Below are 19,141 nucleotides of genomic sequence, written 5' to 3'. Positions count from 1 at the left end.
GCTGTTGATTTTATAGTCTTTTCAGCTTCCATCATCAAGCGGTCAGTCTGCAATGGCTGGCTGCTTTTTACCACTTTTTAGTCTAAACTCCAGTTAATACCAATTTGAACAGTAAATACGACAGATCGAACGGGGTGAAGGGGTAGAACACGGCAGTGGCTCTAGCGGGGAACCCCCAAGACCGCCCTGCCTCCCCTTCTTGGGGGCGTTGCCCCCACCCCCTATCCGTAACCACAACAATTTAAATTGGTATAAGATATTTCTAGGGGGAGAACAAGGTTAAGGGGGTTTGCAGCGAATCAGTTTTCAGACCGATCGCATCAGCAACACCTCGATCGAATATTTTCTGCTTATTTTCAACATAGGTTAAACCGAAAGGATCCTCATAACTCCATAAGGTTTCTCCTATCCCATACCTGGAAAGAGAGGTGGATACATCGTGAAACCAGTTAAGGCGATCGCTATGAGGAGCAGAATTGCGTAGCACGCCAAATTCGTTGGCTGTAACATGTACCTGATTGTTCAACGCCCAACTAGCCACTTGATTGACGATCGAATCAATCCGTGCGGAGTTCCAGTTCCCCCTATTGACGTAATTGGTTAATATGTCAGGCTTAGCCTTGTTCCCATCTTGAGCAGAAGCCAGTGTAGATGGATATGGAACCCCTTCAAGCGAGGCGATGGAACTATCAACCCATGAGGCACCTTGATGCGTGAAAATAAATGGAGAGTAGAAGTGAAAATTATAGACAACATTTCCATCTGCAACTGGTTTTAAATCTAGTAATGGTTTGTAGCCATCTCCAAGGGCTTTGGCAATTAGGGTATGCTGTGGGGCATTCTGACGCATAACGTGCAGGATCTGAGCCTGGATCTTCTCCCAACGGTCTGCGGTGGCTCGATCGTAGGATGAGCCATTACCAATGAAATGAAACGGCTCGTTAATCGTTTCTAAAAAGACTAGTTCTGGATTTGTCGTACTAAGGTGTTTTGCCAATGCTCCCCAAAACTGCGTGAATTTATCGGCAAAAGAGTCTTCAGCCATCAATCGTCTTTGAAATTCATGTCCGGCTTTACCCCAGGGATGTATGTCTACAATTACTGCCATTCCATGTACTTGGATGCGCGCGATCGCTTTATCCACAAATGGAAGCATCTCAGGATTAAGCTCGGTCGGTTTGTCCTCTTGGAACAAAAGCTTAGGATTAATTGGCAAGCGGATATGATTAAATCCCAGATCGCGAATAAATTTGAGATTCTCATCAGAAAGATAATTGTTAAAACGATTTAAGCTAGCGGCACCTGCAAACCACCTGCTGACGTTAACACCTCGGGCTAAAATCGCTAAACGAGAATCGGGAACATCAGGGAGGGAAGTGGGAGGCAAATAGTTGGTTAGCGGGTCAGGTTTAGCGGAATCGAAAAAAGGTGTCATACTTCGTCTTGTAGTTTTTTGGCAGTTCCCTTTACAACGCTCCTATCCAAGCCGTAGAAAACATAGCCAAGAGGCATATTTTTCATAAAGCCCTTGAGCATAAGAAATGATTAAAAATTTCTAAGTGCAACAAAACGTGGCCTTGTATATAGCACTTTTCAATTGAGAACGGGTTTTATTGATGGGGTGAAGGGGTTCCACCCCTTCTTGGGGGCAACGCCCCCAAACCCCCTTCTCGTTTTCATCTGAAAACCGCTATAGCGACAAAGCAGTGTCTATGTTAGATAAGAAAGTTCGTCTCAACTCTCATTGGGGGGCTGAAAGTCAGTGCTTAGAGCTGGCACGTAAACCGCAAATCAGATACCAACTTTTGCCCAATAACCTTTATATCACTCTCTTTAGATTTTTCCAGGTAATGCTCTATACATTGTCCATATAACCGCACAAATTCCACATTCTGCACGCAAAAAATATTAACCAATACCAATAGATATAGCTATAGTCAACAGGCTTAGGACGGGGTGCCGGGGTTTCACCCCTGCGTGGGGGCGCAGCCCCACACCCCCTGTCCTAACAGATCTGTCTATGGCTATAATTCCTAGATTAAGCGATAGATTCCGATTGAAATCATAGTCATGAATATAACAACTTAATCGAATATCAATTGTCAAAAAAAGAGACATTTTGGGCTTAATAGTGCTACTTTTTGGGATCGATGCTTTAGTTGCATAATGGCAATTCTGCACCGAATACTTTACTGCGGTAAACCTATGAGCGTTAACTTTGGACGGGAAATTTGCGGCGATCTTAACACTGCCTCCAGTCGGGAATGGTTGGTTACTAACGGTATTGGTGGGTATGCCTCCGGCACGATCACAGGCTTACTGACCCGTCGCTATCATGGCTTGCTAGTTGCCGCCCTGCAACCGCCACTGGGGCGAACATTATTGCTTGCCAAGCTAGATGAAACTGTCTCGTACGATCGCCAGCAATATAGCCTCTACACCAATCGTTGGGTGGGTGATGTAGTCGATCCGCACGGCTATCTTCAGATCGAAAGCTTTGCGCTTGAGGGCACGATCCCAACCTGGCGATATGCTTGCGCCGATGCTCTCTTGGAAAAGCGAATATGGATGGAGCAGGGGAAAAATACATCTTATATCAGCTATTACCTACATCGAGCCAGCACAACGCTAACAATATCGATTAAAGCATTGATTAACTATCGCGACTACCATAGCGATACGGTGGGAGGCTGGCAAATGCAAGCGATTCCAGTCAATCGCGGTGTCTGTGTGACTGCTGACCCTACAGCCGTGCCATTCTATCTCTTTTGCGATCGCAGCAGTCTCAGCATTTGTCACAATTGGTATAGGGGGTTTGACTTGGCAATAGAACGCTATCGAGGTCTGCGCGATCGCGAAGATCACCTGCACGTCGCTACTTTTGAGGCAACTTTACAGCCGGGAGAATCCCTTACAATTATCGCCAGTACGGAATCTCAACCCAACTTTCAGATCCAAACTACTTTGGAGGAGAAGCGCACCTACGAACGCTCTCTGCTCAAGCGCTGGCAAGCCGCCAACTATTTGTCTTTAGCATCCAAGACAACACCAGCTTGGATCGATCGCTTAGTTCTAGCCGCCGACCAGTTTATTGTCAGTCGTCCCATCCCAGATCGCCCCGATGGTAAAACCATTCTGGCGGGGTATCACTGGTTTAGCGACTGGGGGCGCGATACGATGATTAGCCTGCCCGGATTAACTCTGGCGACAGGCCGCCCCGAAATCGCCCGTTCGATTCTGCTCACATTTGCGCGATACCTGGATCGCGGTATGTTACCCAATCGCTTCCCCGATGCAGGCGAGACTCCTGAATACAATACCGTTGATGCCACGCTCTGGTACTTTGAAGCAATTCGTGCCTATCACGCTGCTACGCGCGATGACGAACTGTTACGCGAACTCTATCCCGCCCTGCAAGAGATTATCGAATGGCACCGACGCGGTACTCGCTACAACATCCATCTCGATCGCGATGGTTTGATATATGCGGGCGAGATCGGCATGCAACTGACCTGGATGGATGCGAAGGTGGGTGACTGGGTGGTTACACCTCGTATGGGCAAACCCGTGGAAATCAATGCACTGTGGTACAACGCTTTGCAAATAATGGCGGCGATCGCGAAGGAATTAGAGCAGCCAGAAACTCAATATGCCCAGATGGCAGAGCAAACCGCCCAAGGTTTCCAGCGCTTCTGGAATCAGTCTAAGGGTTATTGCTACGATGTCCTGGATAGTCCAACTGGCGACGATGACACGTTGCGCCCCAACCAGATTTTTGCGGTATCCCTACCTACAACACCTTTACTGACAACCGATCGGCAACGCGCTGTAGTCGATACCTGCGCCCGCTTTTTGCTGACTTCCCACGGACTGCGATCGCTCGCACCTGGGAACCCACAATATCAAGGTTATTACGGCGGCGGACAGTACGAGCGCGACGGTGCTTATCACCAGGGTACGACCTGGGGCTGGCTAATCGGTGCGTTCGTGCAGGCGCACCTTAAAGTTTATGGCGATCGAGATCGGGCGCGATCGTTCTTACAACCAATGGCCAATCATCTCATGGCACACGGCATGGGCAGCCTCAGCGAAATCTTTGACGGCGATGCCCCCATGACTCCACGCGGCTGTATCGCTCAAGCCTGGACTGTAGCTGAGGTATTGCGATCGTGGCTACTGGTAGGCAATGTGGCTTGAACCTATATATTTAGCGCATTGCAATATTCTTTGTATGTTTGGGTATATTCAAGACGATCGGGCTAAATTTAATGGGTAAGCTATTAATAGTTGGTCAGAGTTAAGTCAAGTATAGCGGTTTTCACTTGAGAACGGGTTTTATTTTTGGGGTGAAGGGGTGGAACCCCTTCTTGGGGGCAACGCCCCCAAACCCCCTACTCTTTCTGATCTGAAAACCGCTATATAAATTTCGATCGAGCTTGCTGTTTGAGTGAATTAGAAAGTTGATTGGGGCTAGAGATAATGCGGAGATCGGATCGCCGAGATGACAATTACGATAATGAAAGGAAATACCCTCGTTCTCGTCGAGAAGAGCCTTCTTCTCCTCACGAACTAAGCCAACAATTAAAAAATGTCCGCGCTCAGCGAGATGAGTTGCAACAACGCGTACGTGAAAGCGAGGAAGCTACTACGCAACTCGTTCACGTTCAGCAGAAGTTTGAAACTTTGCAGGTGGAAGCTACTCAATTAAAGGAAAGCTATCAGTTAACTCTTAGTCTTTATGAGGAAGAGAAGACAAAGGCAATTGAGTTATTGACTAGATATCAAGAGGTAGATGCAGAACGTTCAAAATATTTGACTCTATATAATGAAGCTCAAGTAGAACTTAAAACTGAAAGGAAATCGAAAGCTGGCATCAAGGGATGGGAAACTCGGCGCAAACGAGAAAACGAACGGCTAAAACAGGAAATTGCTGAAATGACCGTTCTGTTACACGAGTCATTAGAGAGAAAGGATGAAGCAGTAGATCATCTCTATAACCTAGCAGAGCGTATGGATCGCATTCAAAAACTGGTTGATTCAGTAGAAGATGAGCCGCGTAATAATCCTATAGGCTTAGTACAGAAATTTAAGCGCATTTGGCTTGCAATTCGAGAGATTATTGCTGAATAAAAAAGGAACTCATGAACTCTAAAACATCACCTATTAAGCATCTTCAGCAGACAGAAACTTTGGGAGAGCAAGTTCGCAAAGTTGCAGATCGACTCAGACAGGAAACCGATCTGCAAATAAAGGTTACTTCACGTATCTTAGGAGCTGCAGCTCAAATCGCTCAAAACCATGACAGGCTAATTGATGAAGTGGTTGACATGGTCGAGGAAGACTTAGAAAAGGAAAATTTGGAAAATCAAGCTCGGCTACCTGAAGCAACAAATACTTATACTGTCGATCGCCTCAAGAAAAAATATAAAACTCTACGCGAAGCCACATCTCACTTTGGAGTAAAGGCTAAGAGTTGGGATACCCTTGTTGAGAAAATAAGCATTTCACTACCACAAAAGGTAGCACCTACTAGTAATTTTGAAACATTAGTTATAGAGCGCCTCAATACAATTGAGAACGAGATCGGGATCTTGCGTGCTGAGATTAGCCAGGTGCTACTCCTTCTACAACAATTTTCTCCCAGCAAGTGAGAAGATCGCAATATATTTGTCAACCGGAGTTGCGTTTTGACAACCAATCTGGCAAGCTTGTCGTAGGTTATGAGTCTAAACGGCTACTAAACCGTTCCAACTAGGAATAAATAAACATAGCTTATGATTCCAGGTGAAATTATTACGCCCAAGGGTGAAATTGAGCTAAATGCAGGGCGATCGCAAATTCGCGTCAGCGTGGCAAATACAGGCGATCGCCCCATTCAGGTCGGCTCCCACTACCATTTTTACGAGGTTAACACAGCGCTCAGGTTTGACCGCGAGGTAACAAAAGGAATGCGCCTGGATATTCCAGCCGGGACAGCCGTTCGGTTTGAACCAGGCGATGAGAAAGAAGTAGCTCTGGTACCATTTGCGGGCAGCCGCGAAGTATATGGTTTTAACAACCTGGTAAACGATCGCCTGGATGTCTAACAGAGCGATCGAGGCAGTATTCGATGAATGCTATCAGAATGCCAGAAAAATGGCACCTTTGGAAACTGGTTTACCAATGGATACTTTCCCTTTAGAACCTCCATTTGCGATCGAACAAAGTTTAGATCCCGATTATTTGCCGAATTAGGTTGAGGTTGACTATGCAATTGCCAGAAACAGAAATCGAGCAATTTTTCAGGTCTTTTAAACCGTTATTGGCATTTGTCAACAATAAATTGCATATTACTTCCGGCATCAAAACTGCTGCTGATGTTAATGGTTATCCCGTTGAAGAGCGTCGCAAAGTCAGAGACAAGCTATATCAAACACCTGGATTGATAGACGAATTCTTGAAAAATCATGGCAGCGAATTTTCAACTGAGGATGCAGCCATAATTAGAAGCTGGAAGGGGTTTATTGAGGGAAAGTTCTACGTTTATCGATATCTCAAGAGAGACACAGTTTTTCTCAGTACTAAGGAACCGTACAAAGCTTACGGTGTAATGTCGTTCTATATTCCTTTTGAAGATCTGTTTGGTTATTCTTTGACAAGGCTAATAGAAACCGTGTTGCTCCCCTTTAAAGATCGCATTGTTTCCGATGGCATATTTGCTAGTTCTAACATTTATTTTGGCAGCGGCATTCGCCGTAGCATTGATTTTGTCTATATTTTTCACCTGAAAGGAAAGTAAAACACATGAGTTACAGAATGGATCGCCGCGCCTATGCCGAAACCTTTGGTCCCACCGTGGGCGATCGCATCCGCCTCGCAGATACGGAATTATTTATCGAAGTAGAGCGGGACTACACCACCTACGGCGATGAGGTGAAATTTGGGGGCGGGAAAGTCATCCGCGATGGCATGGGGCAATCGCCGATTACCAATGCTGGCGGTGCCGTAGACGTGGTAATTACCAACGCGATCGTTTTCGATTGGTGGGGAATTGTCAAGGCTGATGTGGGCATTAAAGACGGACGGATCTACAAGATTGGGAAAGCTGGCAATCCCTACATACAAGATCGGATTGATATTATCATCGGCCCCGGCACGGAGGTAATCGCCGGAGAGGGAAAAATTCTCACTGCTGGTGGCATTGACAGCCACATTCACTTTATCTGTCCGCAGCAGATCGAAGTCGCGATCGCTTCCGGTATCACCACTATGATCGGCGGCGGCACAGGCCCTGCCACTGGCACCAATGCCACCACCTGTACTCCTGGGCCTTGGAATCTCTATCGCATGTTGCAGGCTGCCGATGCTTTCCCCATGAATTTAGGTTTCCTGGGTAAGGGGAACAGTAGCAAGCCCGAAGCTCTGGTGGAGCAGATCGAAGCAGGAGCGATGGGACTGAAACTGCACGAAGACTGGGGGACGACACCCGCAGCGATCGATACTTGTTTGAGCGTCGCAGATCGCTACGATGTCCAGGTGGCAATTCATACGGATACTCTCAATGAGGCTGGGTTTGTAGAGACAACCCGCGCAGCTTTCAAGGGGCGCACGATTCACACCTACCATACCGAAGGGGCAGGAGGCGGCCACGCTCCCGATATTATCAAGCTGTGCGGCGAGGCGAACGTACTGCCATCTTCTACCAATCCCACTCGCCCCTATACGCTGAACACGCTGGACGAACATCTCGATATGCTGATGGTTTGCCATCACCTCGATCCCGCGATCGCCGAAGATGTTGCCTTTGCCGAATCGCGCATCCGCCGCGAAACGATCGCCGCCGAGGATATCCTGCACGATCTGGGCGCATTCAGTATGATTTCCTCCGATTCTCAGGCAATGGGCCGAGTAGGTGAGGTAGTTATTCGCACCTGGCAAACCGCGCACAAGATGAAGGTGCAGCGCGGATTTCTCGCTTCTCCCCAAGCGGGGACAGTGGAAGCATCATCGCAAAACGATAACTTTAGAGCCAAGCGCTACATTGCCAAATACACGATCAATCCCGCGATCGCTCACGGCATCGCCCAGCATGTCGGCTCGATCGAAGCAGGCAAACTAGCCGATCTATGTCTGTGGCGACCCGCTTTCTTTGGCGTGAAGCCAGAAATGGTAATCAAAGGTGGCGCGATCGCCTGGGCGCAGATGGGCGATGCCAATGCCAGTATTCCCACGCCTCAGCCCGTACATATGCGACCCATGTTTGGCAGTTATGGTGGCGCACGATCGGCAACTTCTCTGACGTTTGTCTCGCAGATGGCATTAGAAAGAGATACCCTCAGTCATCTGAAACTAGCTAAACCAACCGTGGCAGTAGAGGGAACGCGGCAACTGAGCAAGCAGGATATGAAACTAAACACCGCCTTGCCACAGATGGAAGTCGATCCAGAAACCTATGAGGTGCGCGCTGATGGCGAACTGCTAATCTGCGAACCCGCCACCAGTTTACCAATGGCGCAACGTTACTTTTTATTCTAGACTTTTGTCTGATGACTGCACGAGGAGCGCGATCGCTTTCTCAGGATCGCGCTAGACTATAATAGTCACCCGAGATAGCTTATGGTTCCAGTTCTAAAGACATCAGTAACCTTTGAAGAGTTTATTGAGTGGTATCCCAACACTGGAGTGCGCTATGAACTGCATGATGGGGTAATTGTCGAGATGCCAAAGCCTACGGGAAAACATTCAAATGTAACTGGCTTCCTTATCGAGGAATTAATCCTGGCTATAGTTCAAGCTGGGAGGAGAGGAATTTGGACAATCCCTAGAGAGTCTATAGTCAAACCCAGCAGTGAAAAATCTGGCTACGAGCCAGACATTATAGTCTTAGATCGGGAAGCCCTTGTCTCCGAATTGCGTTGGGAAAGCGAATCGATTATTGAAAATGCGCGATCGGTCAAGCTAATTGTTGAAGTTGTGAGTACCAATTGGCGAGATGATTATTTTAAAAAACGTGCTGACTATGAAGAAATGGGCATTCCCGAATACTGGATCGTTGACTATGCAGCTTTGGGGGGACGCAATTTTATTGGAGAGTCCAAGGAACCTACTATATCGGTTCATCAATTAATTGACGAGGAATACCAAGTGTGTCAATTTAAAGGCGATGCTCCAATAGTATCTCCAACTTTTCCAGAGTTGCATCTGACTGCCGAACAGGTTTTTCGAGCTAGCAGGTGAGGATAATTCCAATATGCAGAACGAGTCGGATATTCTTTTTATCCATCAATCGTATTGCTGCGCTCCTCTTGGTAACTTGCTGCTTGCAGGCGAAACATGCGCTCGTATATCCCTTGTTTAGCTACTAATTGCCTTTTGCCTGAGTAAATGATCGCACAGTACTAAAGCCACCATTGCCTCCACCATTGGGACGGCGCGGGGTAGTACACAGGGATCGTGCCGTCCGCGTCCGGTGAGCGTGGTGTCCTCTCCGTCTATACTCACGGTTTTTTGTTCCTGCATAATCGTGGCGGTAGGCTTAAACCCGACGCGGATCAGGATATTTTCGCCATTGGAAATGCCGCCCTGAATGCCGCCAGAACGGTTGGTGCGAGTGCGAATGCGGCGAGGTGCATCCCCTTGGGAATCGCCCTCCATGTAAAACTCATCGTTGTGCTCGCGTCCGGTTAGAAAAGTGCCCGCGAAACCAGAGCCAATTTCAAAACCTTTAGTTGCGGGTAAAGACATAACCGCCTTGGCTAGGTCTGCCTCTAGCTTGTCGAATACCGGCGCGCCCAGGCCAACGGGAACGTTGCGGGCGACGCACTCGATCGCGCCGCCTATGGAGTTGCCATCGCGACGGACTAGCTCGATTAAATCGATCATTTTGGCTGCCACATCGGGATCGGGACAGCGCACGATATTGCTTTCGACTTGTTCTAAAGTGACCGTGTTGGGATCGATCGCGGCTTCTACATCTTTGATGCGGTTCACATAGGCGACAATTTCGACTCCGGCGTACTGGCGCAGAATTTTCTTGGCGATCGCGCCTGCCGCTACCCGTCCAATTGTCTCGCGGGCAGAGGCTCTACCACCACCCTGCCAGTTGCGAATACCGTATTTAGCTTGATAGGTGGCATCGGCATGGGAAGGGCGAAACTTTGTCGCCATTTCGCTGTAGTCCTGGCTGCGGGCATCTTTGTTGCGCACCAGGATTGAAATGGGCGTACCCAGGGTTTTGCCCTCAAATACACCGGATAAAATCTCGCAGCGATCCTCTTCCTTGCGGGGTGTGGTGATTTTGCTTTGCCCTGGCTTGCGGCGATCGAGATCGACCTGGATCTCGGCTTCGCTAATTTCTATGCGTGGCGGACAGCCATCCACGATCACACCTACGCCGCCGCCATGCGACTCACCGTAAGTAGTTATGCGAAACAAATGTCCAAAAGAATTACCCATGTTTTCTCAAAGCAACAGCGATCGGGAATTAGCCTTCAGTAAATCCAGCAGCGTTGAGGTGACCGCCACCGCCAAATTGCTTGGCAATAGCGCTGACATCAAACTCCCCAATCGATCTTAGCCCCCACTGGCGCTTTCCATCACCGCGATCGAAATAATAAGCCGCAAATGGTGCGTCGGGATAGCGCAAGCACAATTCGTGCGGCACATCGGAAAAGAAGGTAGAAGCATTGACCACAGGTACGCGATAACCAGCAATCTCTTTGAAGATCGCTTGATCGCACATGCTACTGACCAATTGCGTTTGGAGGCGCATAATTACTGCTCCCTCCTGCTTGAGCGTATCGATGTCAAAGTCGTCCCACACCTGAAAGTTCATTGGGTACGAGCAAATCGCTGCAAATACCTCGCGGCTTTTGGGTAGGGTAAACTGCCACAGGTCGCGATCGCTGATGTAGGCAATCAGATCGGGTACGATCGTACCGGGATGCCAGTACTCCCATGCCAGCATTGCCCCTGACTTATGCATGTCGAAAATGACAAAATCCAGGCCGCATAGATCTTCTTGGGCGGTTTTGTGATGATCCAACAGCGTTAAGCCTGCCACGCGCTGCTGCAAATCGAGCAACATGTCTTTGGGATAGGAAAAGTCGAGAATGAAAACCTTGGCATCTGCGGGCACCTCCGGCGGAGGATTACCATGTTTGACGGGAATATATGTAGCGCGATCGCCTAACGCTTTCCACGCTGCCCAAGCCGCACCGAAACCATCAAAACAATTAGCATGGTACAAAATGTAGGTGGGATTCGTAGTATTTACACTCCTTGGTTAGCGTATATGTCAAGATTTAACTGTTTAGATCTAAATCGTAACAAAATCTAGATCGCGTAAGTATCATTCCCCAACCAGCACTGAATCAAAACAAGCCAATAGGGTGATTTATAGCCGCAGACAGATCTGTTAGGACAGGGGGTGTAGGGGCTGCGCCCCCACGCAGGGGTTCCACCCCTGCACCCCGCCCTAAGCCTATTGGCTATAGCTATAAATCCAAAATTATGGCTAAGCACCTGCGGTCAAACTTCTCGCCCAGACCTCATTTTCTTCGCTTAAAGGTGGCTGTGGCGGTTGAGTTAAACGCTCGCTAATAAATCCCTCAGCTCGACTACCTTGCCAATTACAGCGATCGCGGGCGGAGCAAATCCTGTAGCTGCGACCAGATCCGCTATATTACTCAGGTTGCCAACTAGTTCGCTTTGATCGGCTCGCGTACCCTGGCGGATCAGCGCGATCGGCGTGCGGGGTGGTAAGCCAGCGTCAATCAGATTCTGAATAATCTCGGACAGGTTGTGCAACCCCATGTAAACAACAATGGTTTCCGAGCCACAAGCGATCGCTTGCCAATTAACATGAGGCCGATATTTACCCACTGCTTCATGCCCTGTCACAAATGTCACCGACGAGCTATAACCGCGATGAGTAAGCGGAATCCCCGCGTAGGCAGGCACCGCAATCCCTGCTGTAATCCCAGGTACCACTTCCACGGTAACGCCAGCCGCAATCAGGTCGCTCATCTCCTCGCCCCCACGCCCAAAGATATACGGATCGCCTCCCTTCAGCCTGACTACAATGGCATGTTGCCTGGCTTTTTCAATTAACAATTGCGTGGTTTCCGATTGTGGCAGTGAATGGTTGCCGCGCCGCTTACCTGCGTTAATCCGCTCCGCAATGGGGTTAACCATAGCCAAAATTTCGGCACTGACCAGAGCATCGTAGATTACCACGTCACAAAGCTCTAAGATCCCTTTGCCCTTTAGCGTCATCAACCCCGGGTCTCCTGGGCCAGCCCCTACCAGATAGACCTTACCAAGATACTCAGCATCGCCAGATTTCGGCATTTAATGTAATTTGAAATTATGCAATAGATTTATGCAGTCTATACAACTATCATGCCCCAATATGAAGAATAGTGCTCTACGATACACCACTACCAGTACTAATCCCACGACTAACTACCAGTAATTTTTACTTAAGATAGCGCTCGATCGGTGCTAATCTATGATGGACAAAATTTTAATGACGCAAACCCAAGTTGCGTCGGTTTATTGTGTCAAATTAACATGAGCTACCCTCTATGTTACTGATTGGTTTGAAATCAAAGGTTGTCAGGTAATCGAAGGAAGCTACATCATCTACTATGAACGTTAAATATAAGCGTATTCTGCTCAAGCTTAGCGGCGAGGCGTTAATGGGCGATCGCAGCTTTGGGATAGATCCTGCTATCGTGCAGTCTATCAGTCTCGAAATAGCGGAAATCGTGCGTAGTGGCGTAGAGGTAGCAATTGTCGTTGGCGGCGGTAATATTTTTCGCGGTATGCAGGGTGCGGCGGCTGGTATGGATAGAGCCACGGCTGACTATATCGGCATGATTGCGACCGTCATGAACGCGCTCACCCTTCAAGATGCCCTAGAACACCTTGACGATCCGATTCAGACGCGGGTACTAACGGCGATCGCCATGCAAGAAGTAGCAGAGCCGTATATTCGCCGCCGAGCTATCCGCCATCTGGAAAATAAGCTAGTTGTAATTTTTGGCGCAGGGTCGGGCAATCCATTTTTTACCACCGATACTACTGCTGCTCTACGCGGTGCTGAAATCAACGCTGAAGTAATATTTAAAGCTACCAGGGTGGATGGGATCTACGACAGCGATCCCAAACTCAACCCCGATGCCAAGCGCTATCAGCACCTTACCTACGATCGCGTTCTAGCAGATGACTTACGAGTCATGGACATCACTGCATTTACACTTTGTAAGGAAAATAATATTCCCATCGTAGTCTTCGATCTTTGTGTTCCTGGTAACATTCGCCGCGCTGTCATGGGAGAATCAATAGGTACTTATGTCGGAGGTTCCTGTGAAGTTAACTGATGTTGAGTCGCGCATGCAAAAGGCTGTCGAAGCCACGCAGCAAAACTTTAATACCGTGCGCACCGGTCGAGCCAGCGCGTCTTTGCTGGATCGGATAATGGTGGAGTACTACGGCGCTCCAACTCCATTAAAGTCCTTAGCTAACGTGACTACACCCGATGCCTCGACGATCGCGATTCAACCTTTCGATCGCAGTAGTATGGCACTAATCGAACGCGCGATCGCTGAGTCTGATGTCGGTTTAACCCCCAATAATGACGGCAGTAGTATTCGCCTGAATATCCCCCCACTTACTACCGAGCGTCGCAAAGAACTCGTAAAAACCGTTGCCAAATTAGCTGAAGAGGGCAAAGTGGCAATCCGGAACGTGCGCCGCGATGCCATTGACTCTACGCGCAAGCAAGAAAAAGCTAAAGAAATATCCGAGGACGAAGCCAAAAAACTCCACGATCAGATCGATAAGCTGACAGAGAAATATATTAAGAACGTCGATCGTATCCTGGCGGAGAAAGAAAAGGAAATTTCAACTGTCTGAACTGTTTAGTTAAACGAGTTCTTAGCTTAGTTAGAACTCTCCAAATTAGCCTTCGCTATCGAGGGCAGCTATTCCTGTCATTGGCCGAAAGGAGTAGCCCGAGTTAGGCTTTGAAACTTTCTGGATGTCTTCCTTAATTGCTTCTAAGTCTACATAGCGATCGGCGACGTTAATAAGGTGATCGCTCGTCATCGATCGCAAGCTGACTACTTCCACCCGTACCCCTCGATAGCTAGCAGCGTCCACGGCATAGGCCAAATCCCCATCACCGCTAACCAGGACGGCAGTGTCATACGAACCTGCCAAAGCCATCATATCAACCGCAATTTCCACATCCAGGTTGGCTTTTTTAGACCCATCAGGTAATTGCACTAGCTCTTTAGAAATGACGCGGTAACCATTGCGGCGCATCCAGAGCAAAAACCCCTGCTGCTTTTCATTGGTGCGATCGACACCTGTATAGAAAAATGCCCTTAGCAATCTAGAGCCTTCAGTCAATCTCCACAAGAGCTTGGTGTAATCAATTTCTATACCCAACTGCAAAGCTGCGTAAAAGAGGTTTGAGCCATCTATAAAGATGGCCACTCGCCCTCGATTCTCCATGACCTGTTCGGGCGTGAAAGCCGAATCGCTATGATCGAAATTTAACATTGTTTTTCCTATATAAAGTTGGCTTTAGTGAACTAGACAAAGTTTTTTACGATTTAACGCTTACCATCCAGCTTTAAAATTTGTTAATCCTAAAACTAAACTTCGCTAGGACTGCATAACCAAAATTTTTCAAATTGTTAAAATAAGTATATTTTTAATAAATTTTTGAGTATATGTGCTTAACAGCTTAACATATTTTTATTCAGTTGGTGGTTACTGCTGATTCTATGCGAGCAAAAACCGGAGTGGGCTTAAGCAGCAGGCTGCCTGGCCTAAGTATTCCCCATGTAGAGTGCTCCCATATAGGGGGCTGAGTTTCGCTAAACTCTAACCCTAACTGTTGGTAAGCTGCTTGACTTAAACTCGGGGTAATTGGTGAAAGTAAAAAAGTGGTTATCCGAATAGCCTCTAATAATGCGTAAATTAAAGCGTTAACCTCATCCTGCTTGCCAGCCTTATAAAGCTGCCAGGGTGCGGCATCGTCAATTAACTTGTTGCAACTCCACACAAGTGACAGGATCTCTTCGCAGACTTGCCGAAAGTCCAAGCTCATATACGCCTGACTAACGCGATCGCCCAGGTTTGAGGCCAACCGAATTACGGGTTCAATCAGGTGCGATACACTGCTAGCACCATAGGCGGGTACTTCCTGTCGGCAATATTTGGCGGCCATACCCAAACTGCGGTTCAGGAGGTTACCCAAGCTATTAGCCAGATCCGCATTCAAAATCGCCACAAACCTTTCCTCATTGAAATCGCCGTCTCGACCAAACTCGATTTCCTTCAGAAAGTAATACCGAACTGCGTCGGCACCATAGCGATCTACCAGGTCGTATGGATCTATTGTATTACCTAATGTTTTGCCCATTTTGAGGCCGTCCTTAGTCAGGAAACCATGCCCAAATACGTGCTTTGTAATTGGCAAACCTGAAGACATTAGCATGGCAGGCCAGTAAACTGCATGAAATCGCAGTATATCTTTACCAATAATATGAAGATTTATGGGATACCAATACTTGACCGCTGCTGCCAAAGTAGGCTCAGCATCTGGCTCTAATAAGGCAGTAATGTACCCCAAAAGGGCATCAAACCAGACGTAGATCGTGTGCGATGGGTCGAGCGGGACTGGGAAGCCCCAATCTAAGTTGATGCGGGAAATCGAAAAGTCCTTTAAACCTTGCTTAACAAAGCCTAATACTTCATTGCGCCGACTTTCTGGCTGGATAAAGTCCGGTTGCTCCTCGTACAGTTTTTCTAGCTGAGTTTGGTACTTAGATAGTCGGAAAAAGTAATTGGCTTCATCTCGCCACTCGCAACTGATATTAGTGTGGATAGGGCAGTGACGATCGCTAAGCAGTTCTCTTTCTTCTTTAAATTCTTCGCAACCAACACAATACCAACCTGTTTGCTGACTAAGGTAGATATCGCCAGCATCATAGACGCGTTGGAAGAATTCTTTGACGATCGCGTGATGGCGGGGATCGGTGGTGCGGGAAAACCGATCGTAGCGAATATTTAATTTTTTCCAGAGCGCTTTAAATGATGCTACTACGCGATCGCAATGCTCCTGAGGCGTAAGATCGTGCTTTTCGGCTGCCCGTTGGATTTTTTGACCGTGTTCGTCCGTGCCCGTAATGAATAGGGTAGGGTGTCCTTTTAAGCGATAAAAGCGAGCCAAAGCATCGGCAGCTATAGTTGGATAGGCGCTACCAATGTGTGGCAAATCATTAACGTAGTAGAGTGGCGTTGTCAAAGCCACCGGTTCGTGGGTCATAAATACTGTAGCGGTAATAAATTTAAGTAATTAGTAGTATGGGGCATTGCCTTGCAGATTCCTAACTTAGCACAGGCGCGATCGTCTATAGCAATAATGCTAGTCCTACTAATGATTTCTGTCACTTCCGCACTACTATAATCGAGCTATAATCGACTTAAACGCCCCCTGTGACAGTATTGCTGTCTTGGGATAAGTACTCATCAGATTAAATAATCTGGGGTGATATAATTCACCATCACGAGAGCATACTATCCAACCGAAGAAATGGGAACGTAAAGCATATTGTGATGTCCCACATTCAGGGGAAAGTTCTTAGTGTCAAGTCTAGCTACGTGCAAGAGGCATAACTGCGATGATTGAGATGAAGGTTGCTGGGATCGCTATTGATGCTGTCAGTCGTAATCCGATTGTTTTGTTGCGGGATGCAGGCGATCGCCGCGCTTTACCGATTTGGATTGGTGAGGCCGAAGCCAAAGCTATAGTTACAGCGCTCGATCCCAAGCCAGCAGTCCGCCCTATGACCCACGATCTGTTGATTAATGCACTGGATGCGTGGTCGCTGAAAGTCGAGCGAGTTGTCATTCATTCGCTGAGAAATAGCACTTTTTTTGCAGTACTGAGCATAAAACAGGGGGATACGGTTAAGGAAATCGATGCTCGACCTAGCGACGCGATCGCCTTGGCATTAAGAGCTAACTGTCCGATCTGGGTAGTTGAGGAAGTAATTTCAGAGGCATCCATACCTGTAGATCAAGATGCAGATGAAGCCGAACGCCGTGCCTTTCGTGAATTTCTGTCCAACCTCAACCCCGAAGATTTTGCCAAAGGACAAAGACAAGGTAACTAGAGCTACAATTGCCAATTCGTTTATTGGGGCGATCGGGGGGCGGTTGGTGTATTGTCAGATGGACTGGTAGTAGGAGTGGTATTGTTGCTATCTGAACTCTCAGAAGTGTTAGTCTGCTTGTTTTTGTCAAATGTCTGCTCTACTACCTCACCTTCGGCACCCAATACCTTGGAAGGGGTCTGGTTAAAAGTAACAGATACAGCCGCTGCATTACCAGCACGAACCACGATACTTTGATTTGCAGACCAGGATTTACGCGTACCTTCTGATAGAATGCCTTCAAAATCAATCTTGTCATCTACAGTTACGCGCAACCATGACTGATTGGTCATGGCAATCCCGACGTTGACAGGCTTATCTCCTGAGAAATTGAAGGCGGGATTGACGTTACTGCTGGCATTAACTAGATTGCTAAAGTCAGCCCAGTTGCTATCGTTAGATGCTTGAGCATTAGTGGGAGCATTAGGCTTAGGTTTGACATTAGACTGGGCATTAGGTTGGGCAGGGGTTGGCTTAGGAGCAGGCTTAGTCGCCACGGTTGGGCCTTGTGTTGGTTTGGGCTTAGCCTGATTCCCTTGACCTGCATTGGTAGCAACCCTTGCTGATGGACTCAGATTTGTCTGACCTTCGTTGACGCGATTGTTAGACAATGGGTTCAGGAGTGATGCCAGCAAACTCACCGCACCAGCAATGATCAGGATATAGAGCGCGTACAAATGCAATGGTCTTAGCTCCGCCGCAGGGGAACTAGACCAGTTTTGAGGGCTTGGTTCGCTGGTCACTGGGAAATCCTCTGCTAAACCCTCTAGACCTAGTGCCTTACCGTACTTGCGAATAAATCCTTGGACGTAGATCGGCTCGGGTAACGAATCCAGATTCCCTTCCTCGATCGCCCGCAAATGGCGCTCTGCGATTAGGGTTTTCGCCGTAACTTGACTAATAGACATGCGCTTTGACTCGCGCATTTGTTTGAGTTGCGCTCCGATCTCGGCTAATTTACTTGACTGGTTAGAATTAGTATTCACAGCACTCAACTAGCTTCACTCCAAACTAGAGTGACGACTCCCGTCACTAATGCTACGCATACAGTGCGGGCTTAACGCTTCACTGACTTGCAGATCGCAGAGGTCTCCGCGTCCTGACACCGAGCGCCCCTCGGCGTGTTCGTAACAGATTCCAGCTACAGCCGTTTTTTACGAACAGCCCTATTATGCCACAAATCTTAACCGTGCTTTTATCCCATCAGCCATCCAGTTTGCTGGACTTCTGGTTTAGTGAGGTGGCGGTATTTCCCTACAGGTAAGTTGCCGAGGTTAATTTCAGCGATCGCCACGCGATGTAATGCCATAACTGGATGATTTAACTGCTCGGCGATACGGCGAATCTGGCGATTGCGCCCTTCTTTTAGCACGATCTGCAACTGGGTGCGATCTGAGGTTCGCGTCAAAACTGTCACTTCGCAGGGTAGGGTTAACCTGCCATCTAACTCAACCCCAGCCTGCCAGATTTGCAGTACCTCGAGATCGATCTGACCGCGCACCCACACTTCATAGGTTTTAGTTATGTGGTGGCGGGGATGGGCGAGGCTGTTAGCAAAGTCACCATCATTCGTCAGAAGTAAAGCTCCGCTGCTGTTATAGTCAAGCCGCCCCACTGGGTAGAGATGTTGGTATTGCGGTGGCAGCAAGTCCAGCACGGTTCGCCTGCCCTGCGGATCGCGACGGGTACAGATCGTCGCCACAGGTTTATTTAGGAGTAAATAGATTTTTTGGGGAGAACGCGCCTGGTTAATTAACCTACCGTCAACTTCTATGCGATCGCTGGCTGGATCTGCTTTTATGCCAAGTTCAGTCACGATCGTGCCATTCAGCCGTACCCGCGATGCCAGAATCATTTGCTCGGCTTCGCGCCGCGAAGCAATGCCAAAACGGGAAATAATTTTTTGCAGGCGCTCCGCCATATGTTGT

19 protein-coding genes are annotated in these 19,141 nt (G+C 48.1%); 11 read left to right on the top strand and 8 right to left on the bottom strand.

The window, feature by feature from the left end:
* Nucleotides 1–262: 262 nt before the first annotated feature.
* Nucleotides 263–1,435, bottom strand: a complete 1,173-nt coding sequence (locus tag PSE6802_RS0110405; protein WP_019500004.1) for a glycoside hydrolase family 5 protein — start codon at nt 1,433–1,435, stop codon at nt 263–265.
* A 770-nt stretch (nt 1,436–2,205) separates the two neighbouring features.
* On the opposite strand from PSE6802_RS0110405, the gene PSE6802_RS0110400 reads away from it, so the two are divergent.
* From PSE6802_RS0110400 to PSE6802_RS0110365, 8 genes are all read left to right on the top strand, one after another.
* Nucleotides 2,206–4,197 (top strand): amylo-alpha-1,6-glucosidase, encoded by a 1,992-nt coding sequence (locus PSE6802_RS0110400; RefSeq protein ID WP_019500003.1) that lies wholly within the window; start codon nt 2,206–2,208, stop codon nt 4,195–4,197.
* A 282-nt stretch (nt 4,198–4,479) separates the two neighbouring features.
* A complete protein-coding gene (locus tag PSE6802_RS0110395) occupies nt 4,480–5,130 on the top strand; it encodes a hypothetical protein (protein ID WP_019500002.1) in 651 nt (216 codons plus the stop codon).
* Between the two features lie 11 nt (nt 5,131–5,141).
* A complete protein-coding gene (locus PSE6802_RS0110390; RefSeq protein WP_019500001.1) occupies nt 5,142–5,651 on the top strand; it encodes a hypothetical protein in 510 nt (169 codons plus the stop codon).
* Between the two features lie 123 nt (nt 5,652–5,774).
* Nucleotides 5,775–6,086, top strand: coding sequence for an urease subunit beta (locus PSE6802_RS0110385; protein ID WP_019500000.1), 312 nt, complete (start codon nt 5,775–5,777; stop codon nt 6,084–6,086).
* Nucleotides 6,079–6,234: a DUF29 family protein gene (locus tag PSE6802_RS31895; RefSeq protein ID WP_019499999.1), complete on the top strand. Its 156-nt coding sequence runs from the start codon at nt 6,079–6,081 to the stop codon at nt 6,232–6,234. The genes PSE6802_RS0110385 and PSE6802_RS31895 overlap by 8 nt, the downstream gene beginning before the upstream one ends.
* Nucleotides 6,235–6,247: 13 nt before the next feature.
* Nucleotides 6,248–6,778 (top strand): hypothetical protein, encoded by a 531-nt coding sequence (locus PSE6802_RS28525; protein ID WP_019499998.1) that lies wholly within the window; start codon nt 6,248–6,250, stop codon nt 6,776–6,778.
* A gap of 5 nt (nt 6,779–6,783) precedes the next feature.
* Nucleotides 6,784–8,514, top strand: coding sequence for an urease subunit alpha (gene ureC, locus PSE6802_RS0110370; protein WP_026103216.1), 1,731 nt, complete (start codon nt 6,784–6,786; stop codon nt 8,512–8,514).
* An 81-nt stretch (nt 8,515–8,595) separates the two neighbouring features.
* A complete protein-coding gene (locus tag PSE6802_RS0110365; RefSeq protein WP_019499996.1) occupies nt 8,596–9,216 on the top strand; it encodes a Uma2 family endonuclease in 621 nt (206 codons plus the stop codon).
* Nucleotides 9,217–9,333: 117 nt separating this feature from the next.
* On the opposite strand, the gene aroC is transcribed toward PSE6802_RS0110365, so the two are convergent.
* The 3 genes from aroC to cobA all read right to left on the bottom strand — a co-directional run bounded on the left by aroC (nt 9,334) and on the right by cobA (nt 12,330).
* Complete coding sequence (aroC, locus tag PSE6802_RS0110360) at nt 9,334–10,434, bottom strand: chorismate synthase (protein ID WP_019499995.1); 1,101 nt, start codon at nt 10,432–10,434, stop codon at nt 9,334–9,336.
* Between the two features lie 28 nt (nt 10,435–10,462).
* Nucleotides 10,463–11,227 (bottom strand): hypothetical protein, encoded by a 765-nt coding sequence (locus tag PSE6802_RS28520; protein ID WP_019499994.1) that lies wholly within the window; start codon nt 11,225–11,227, stop codon nt 10,463–10,465.
* A gap of 338 nt (nt 11,228–11,565) precedes the next feature.
* Nucleotides 11,566–12,330 (bottom strand): uroporphyrinogen-III C-methyltransferase, encoded by a 765-nt coding sequence (gene cobA, locus PSE6802_RS0110350; protein WP_019499993.1) that lies wholly within the window; start codon nt 12,328–12,330, stop codon nt 11,566–11,568.
* A 299-nt stretch (nt 12,331–12,629) separates the two neighbouring features.
* Here cobA and pyrH point away from each other — a divergent pair, with 299 nt between their 5' ends.
* On the top strand, nt 12,630–13,364 hold the full coding sequence (gene pyrH, locus PSE6802_RS0110345; RefSeq protein WP_019499992.1) for a UMP kinase: 735 nt from the start codon (nt 12,630–12,632) through the stop codon (nt 13,362–13,364).
* Nucleotides 13,336–13,899: a ribosome recycling factor gene (gene frr, locus PSE6802_RS0110340; RefSeq protein WP_019499991.1), complete on the top strand. Its 564-nt coding sequence runs from the start codon at nt 13,336–13,338 to the stop codon at nt 13,897–13,899. Before pyrH ends, frr begins: the two co-directional genes overlap by 29 nt.
* Nucleotides 13,900–13,944: 45 nt before the next feature.
* On the opposite strand, the gene PSE6802_RS0110335 is transcribed toward frr, so the two are convergent.
* Both PSE6802_RS0110335 and metG read right to left on the bottom strand, forming a co-directional pair.
* Nucleotides 13,945–14,550 (bottom strand): LabA-like NYN domain-containing protein, encoded by a 606-nt coding sequence (locus PSE6802_RS0110335; RefSeq protein WP_019499990.1) that lies wholly within the window; start codon nt 14,548–14,550, stop codon nt 13,945–13,947.
* Nucleotides 14,551–14,752: 202 nt separating this feature from the next.
* Nucleotides 14,753–16,324 carry a methionine--tRNA ligase gene (gene metG / locus PSE6802_RS0110330; RefSeq protein ID WP_019499989.1) on the bottom strand — a complete coding sequence of 524 codons (1,572 nt, stop codon included), beginning with the start codon at nt 16,322–16,324 and terminating at the stop codon, nt 14,753–14,755.
* A 355-nt stretch (nt 16,325–16,679) separates the two neighbouring features.
* On the opposite strand from metG, the gene PSE6802_RS0110325 reads away from it, so the two are divergent.
* Nucleotides 16,680–17,174 (top strand): bifunctional nuclease family protein, encoded by a 495-nt coding sequence (locus PSE6802_RS0110325; RefSeq protein WP_019499988.1) that lies wholly within the window; start codon nt 16,680–16,682, stop codon nt 17,172–17,174.
* A gap of 20 nt (nt 17,175–17,194) precedes the next feature.
* Here the strand turns inward: PSE6802_RS0110325 and PSE6802_RS0110320 are convergent, their stop codons facing one another.
* Both PSE6802_RS0110320 and PSE6802_RS0110315 read right to left on the bottom strand, forming a co-directional pair.
* Nucleotides 17,195–18,199 (bottom strand): RodZ domain-containing protein, encoded by a 1,005-nt coding sequence (locus PSE6802_RS0110320; protein ID WP_019499987.1) that lies wholly within the window; start codon nt 18,197–18,199, stop codon nt 17,195–17,197.
* A gap of 209 nt (nt 18,200–18,408) precedes the next feature.
* Nucleotides 18,409–19,134, bottom strand: a complete 726-nt coding sequence (locus tag PSE6802_RS0110315; RefSeq protein ID WP_019499986.1) for a pseudouridine synthase — start codon at nt 19,132–19,134, stop codon at nt 18,409–18,411.
* Nucleotides 19,135–19,141: the final 7 nt, after the last annotated feature.

Origin of the sequence: Pseudanabaena sp. PCC 6802, assembly GCF_000332175.1 — a bacterium.
Lineage (GTDB): Bacteria > Cyanobacteriota > Cyanobacteriia > Pseudanabaenales > Pseudanabaenaceae > PCC-6802.
This window is presented reverse-complemented; position numbering and strand designations above follow the sequence as displayed.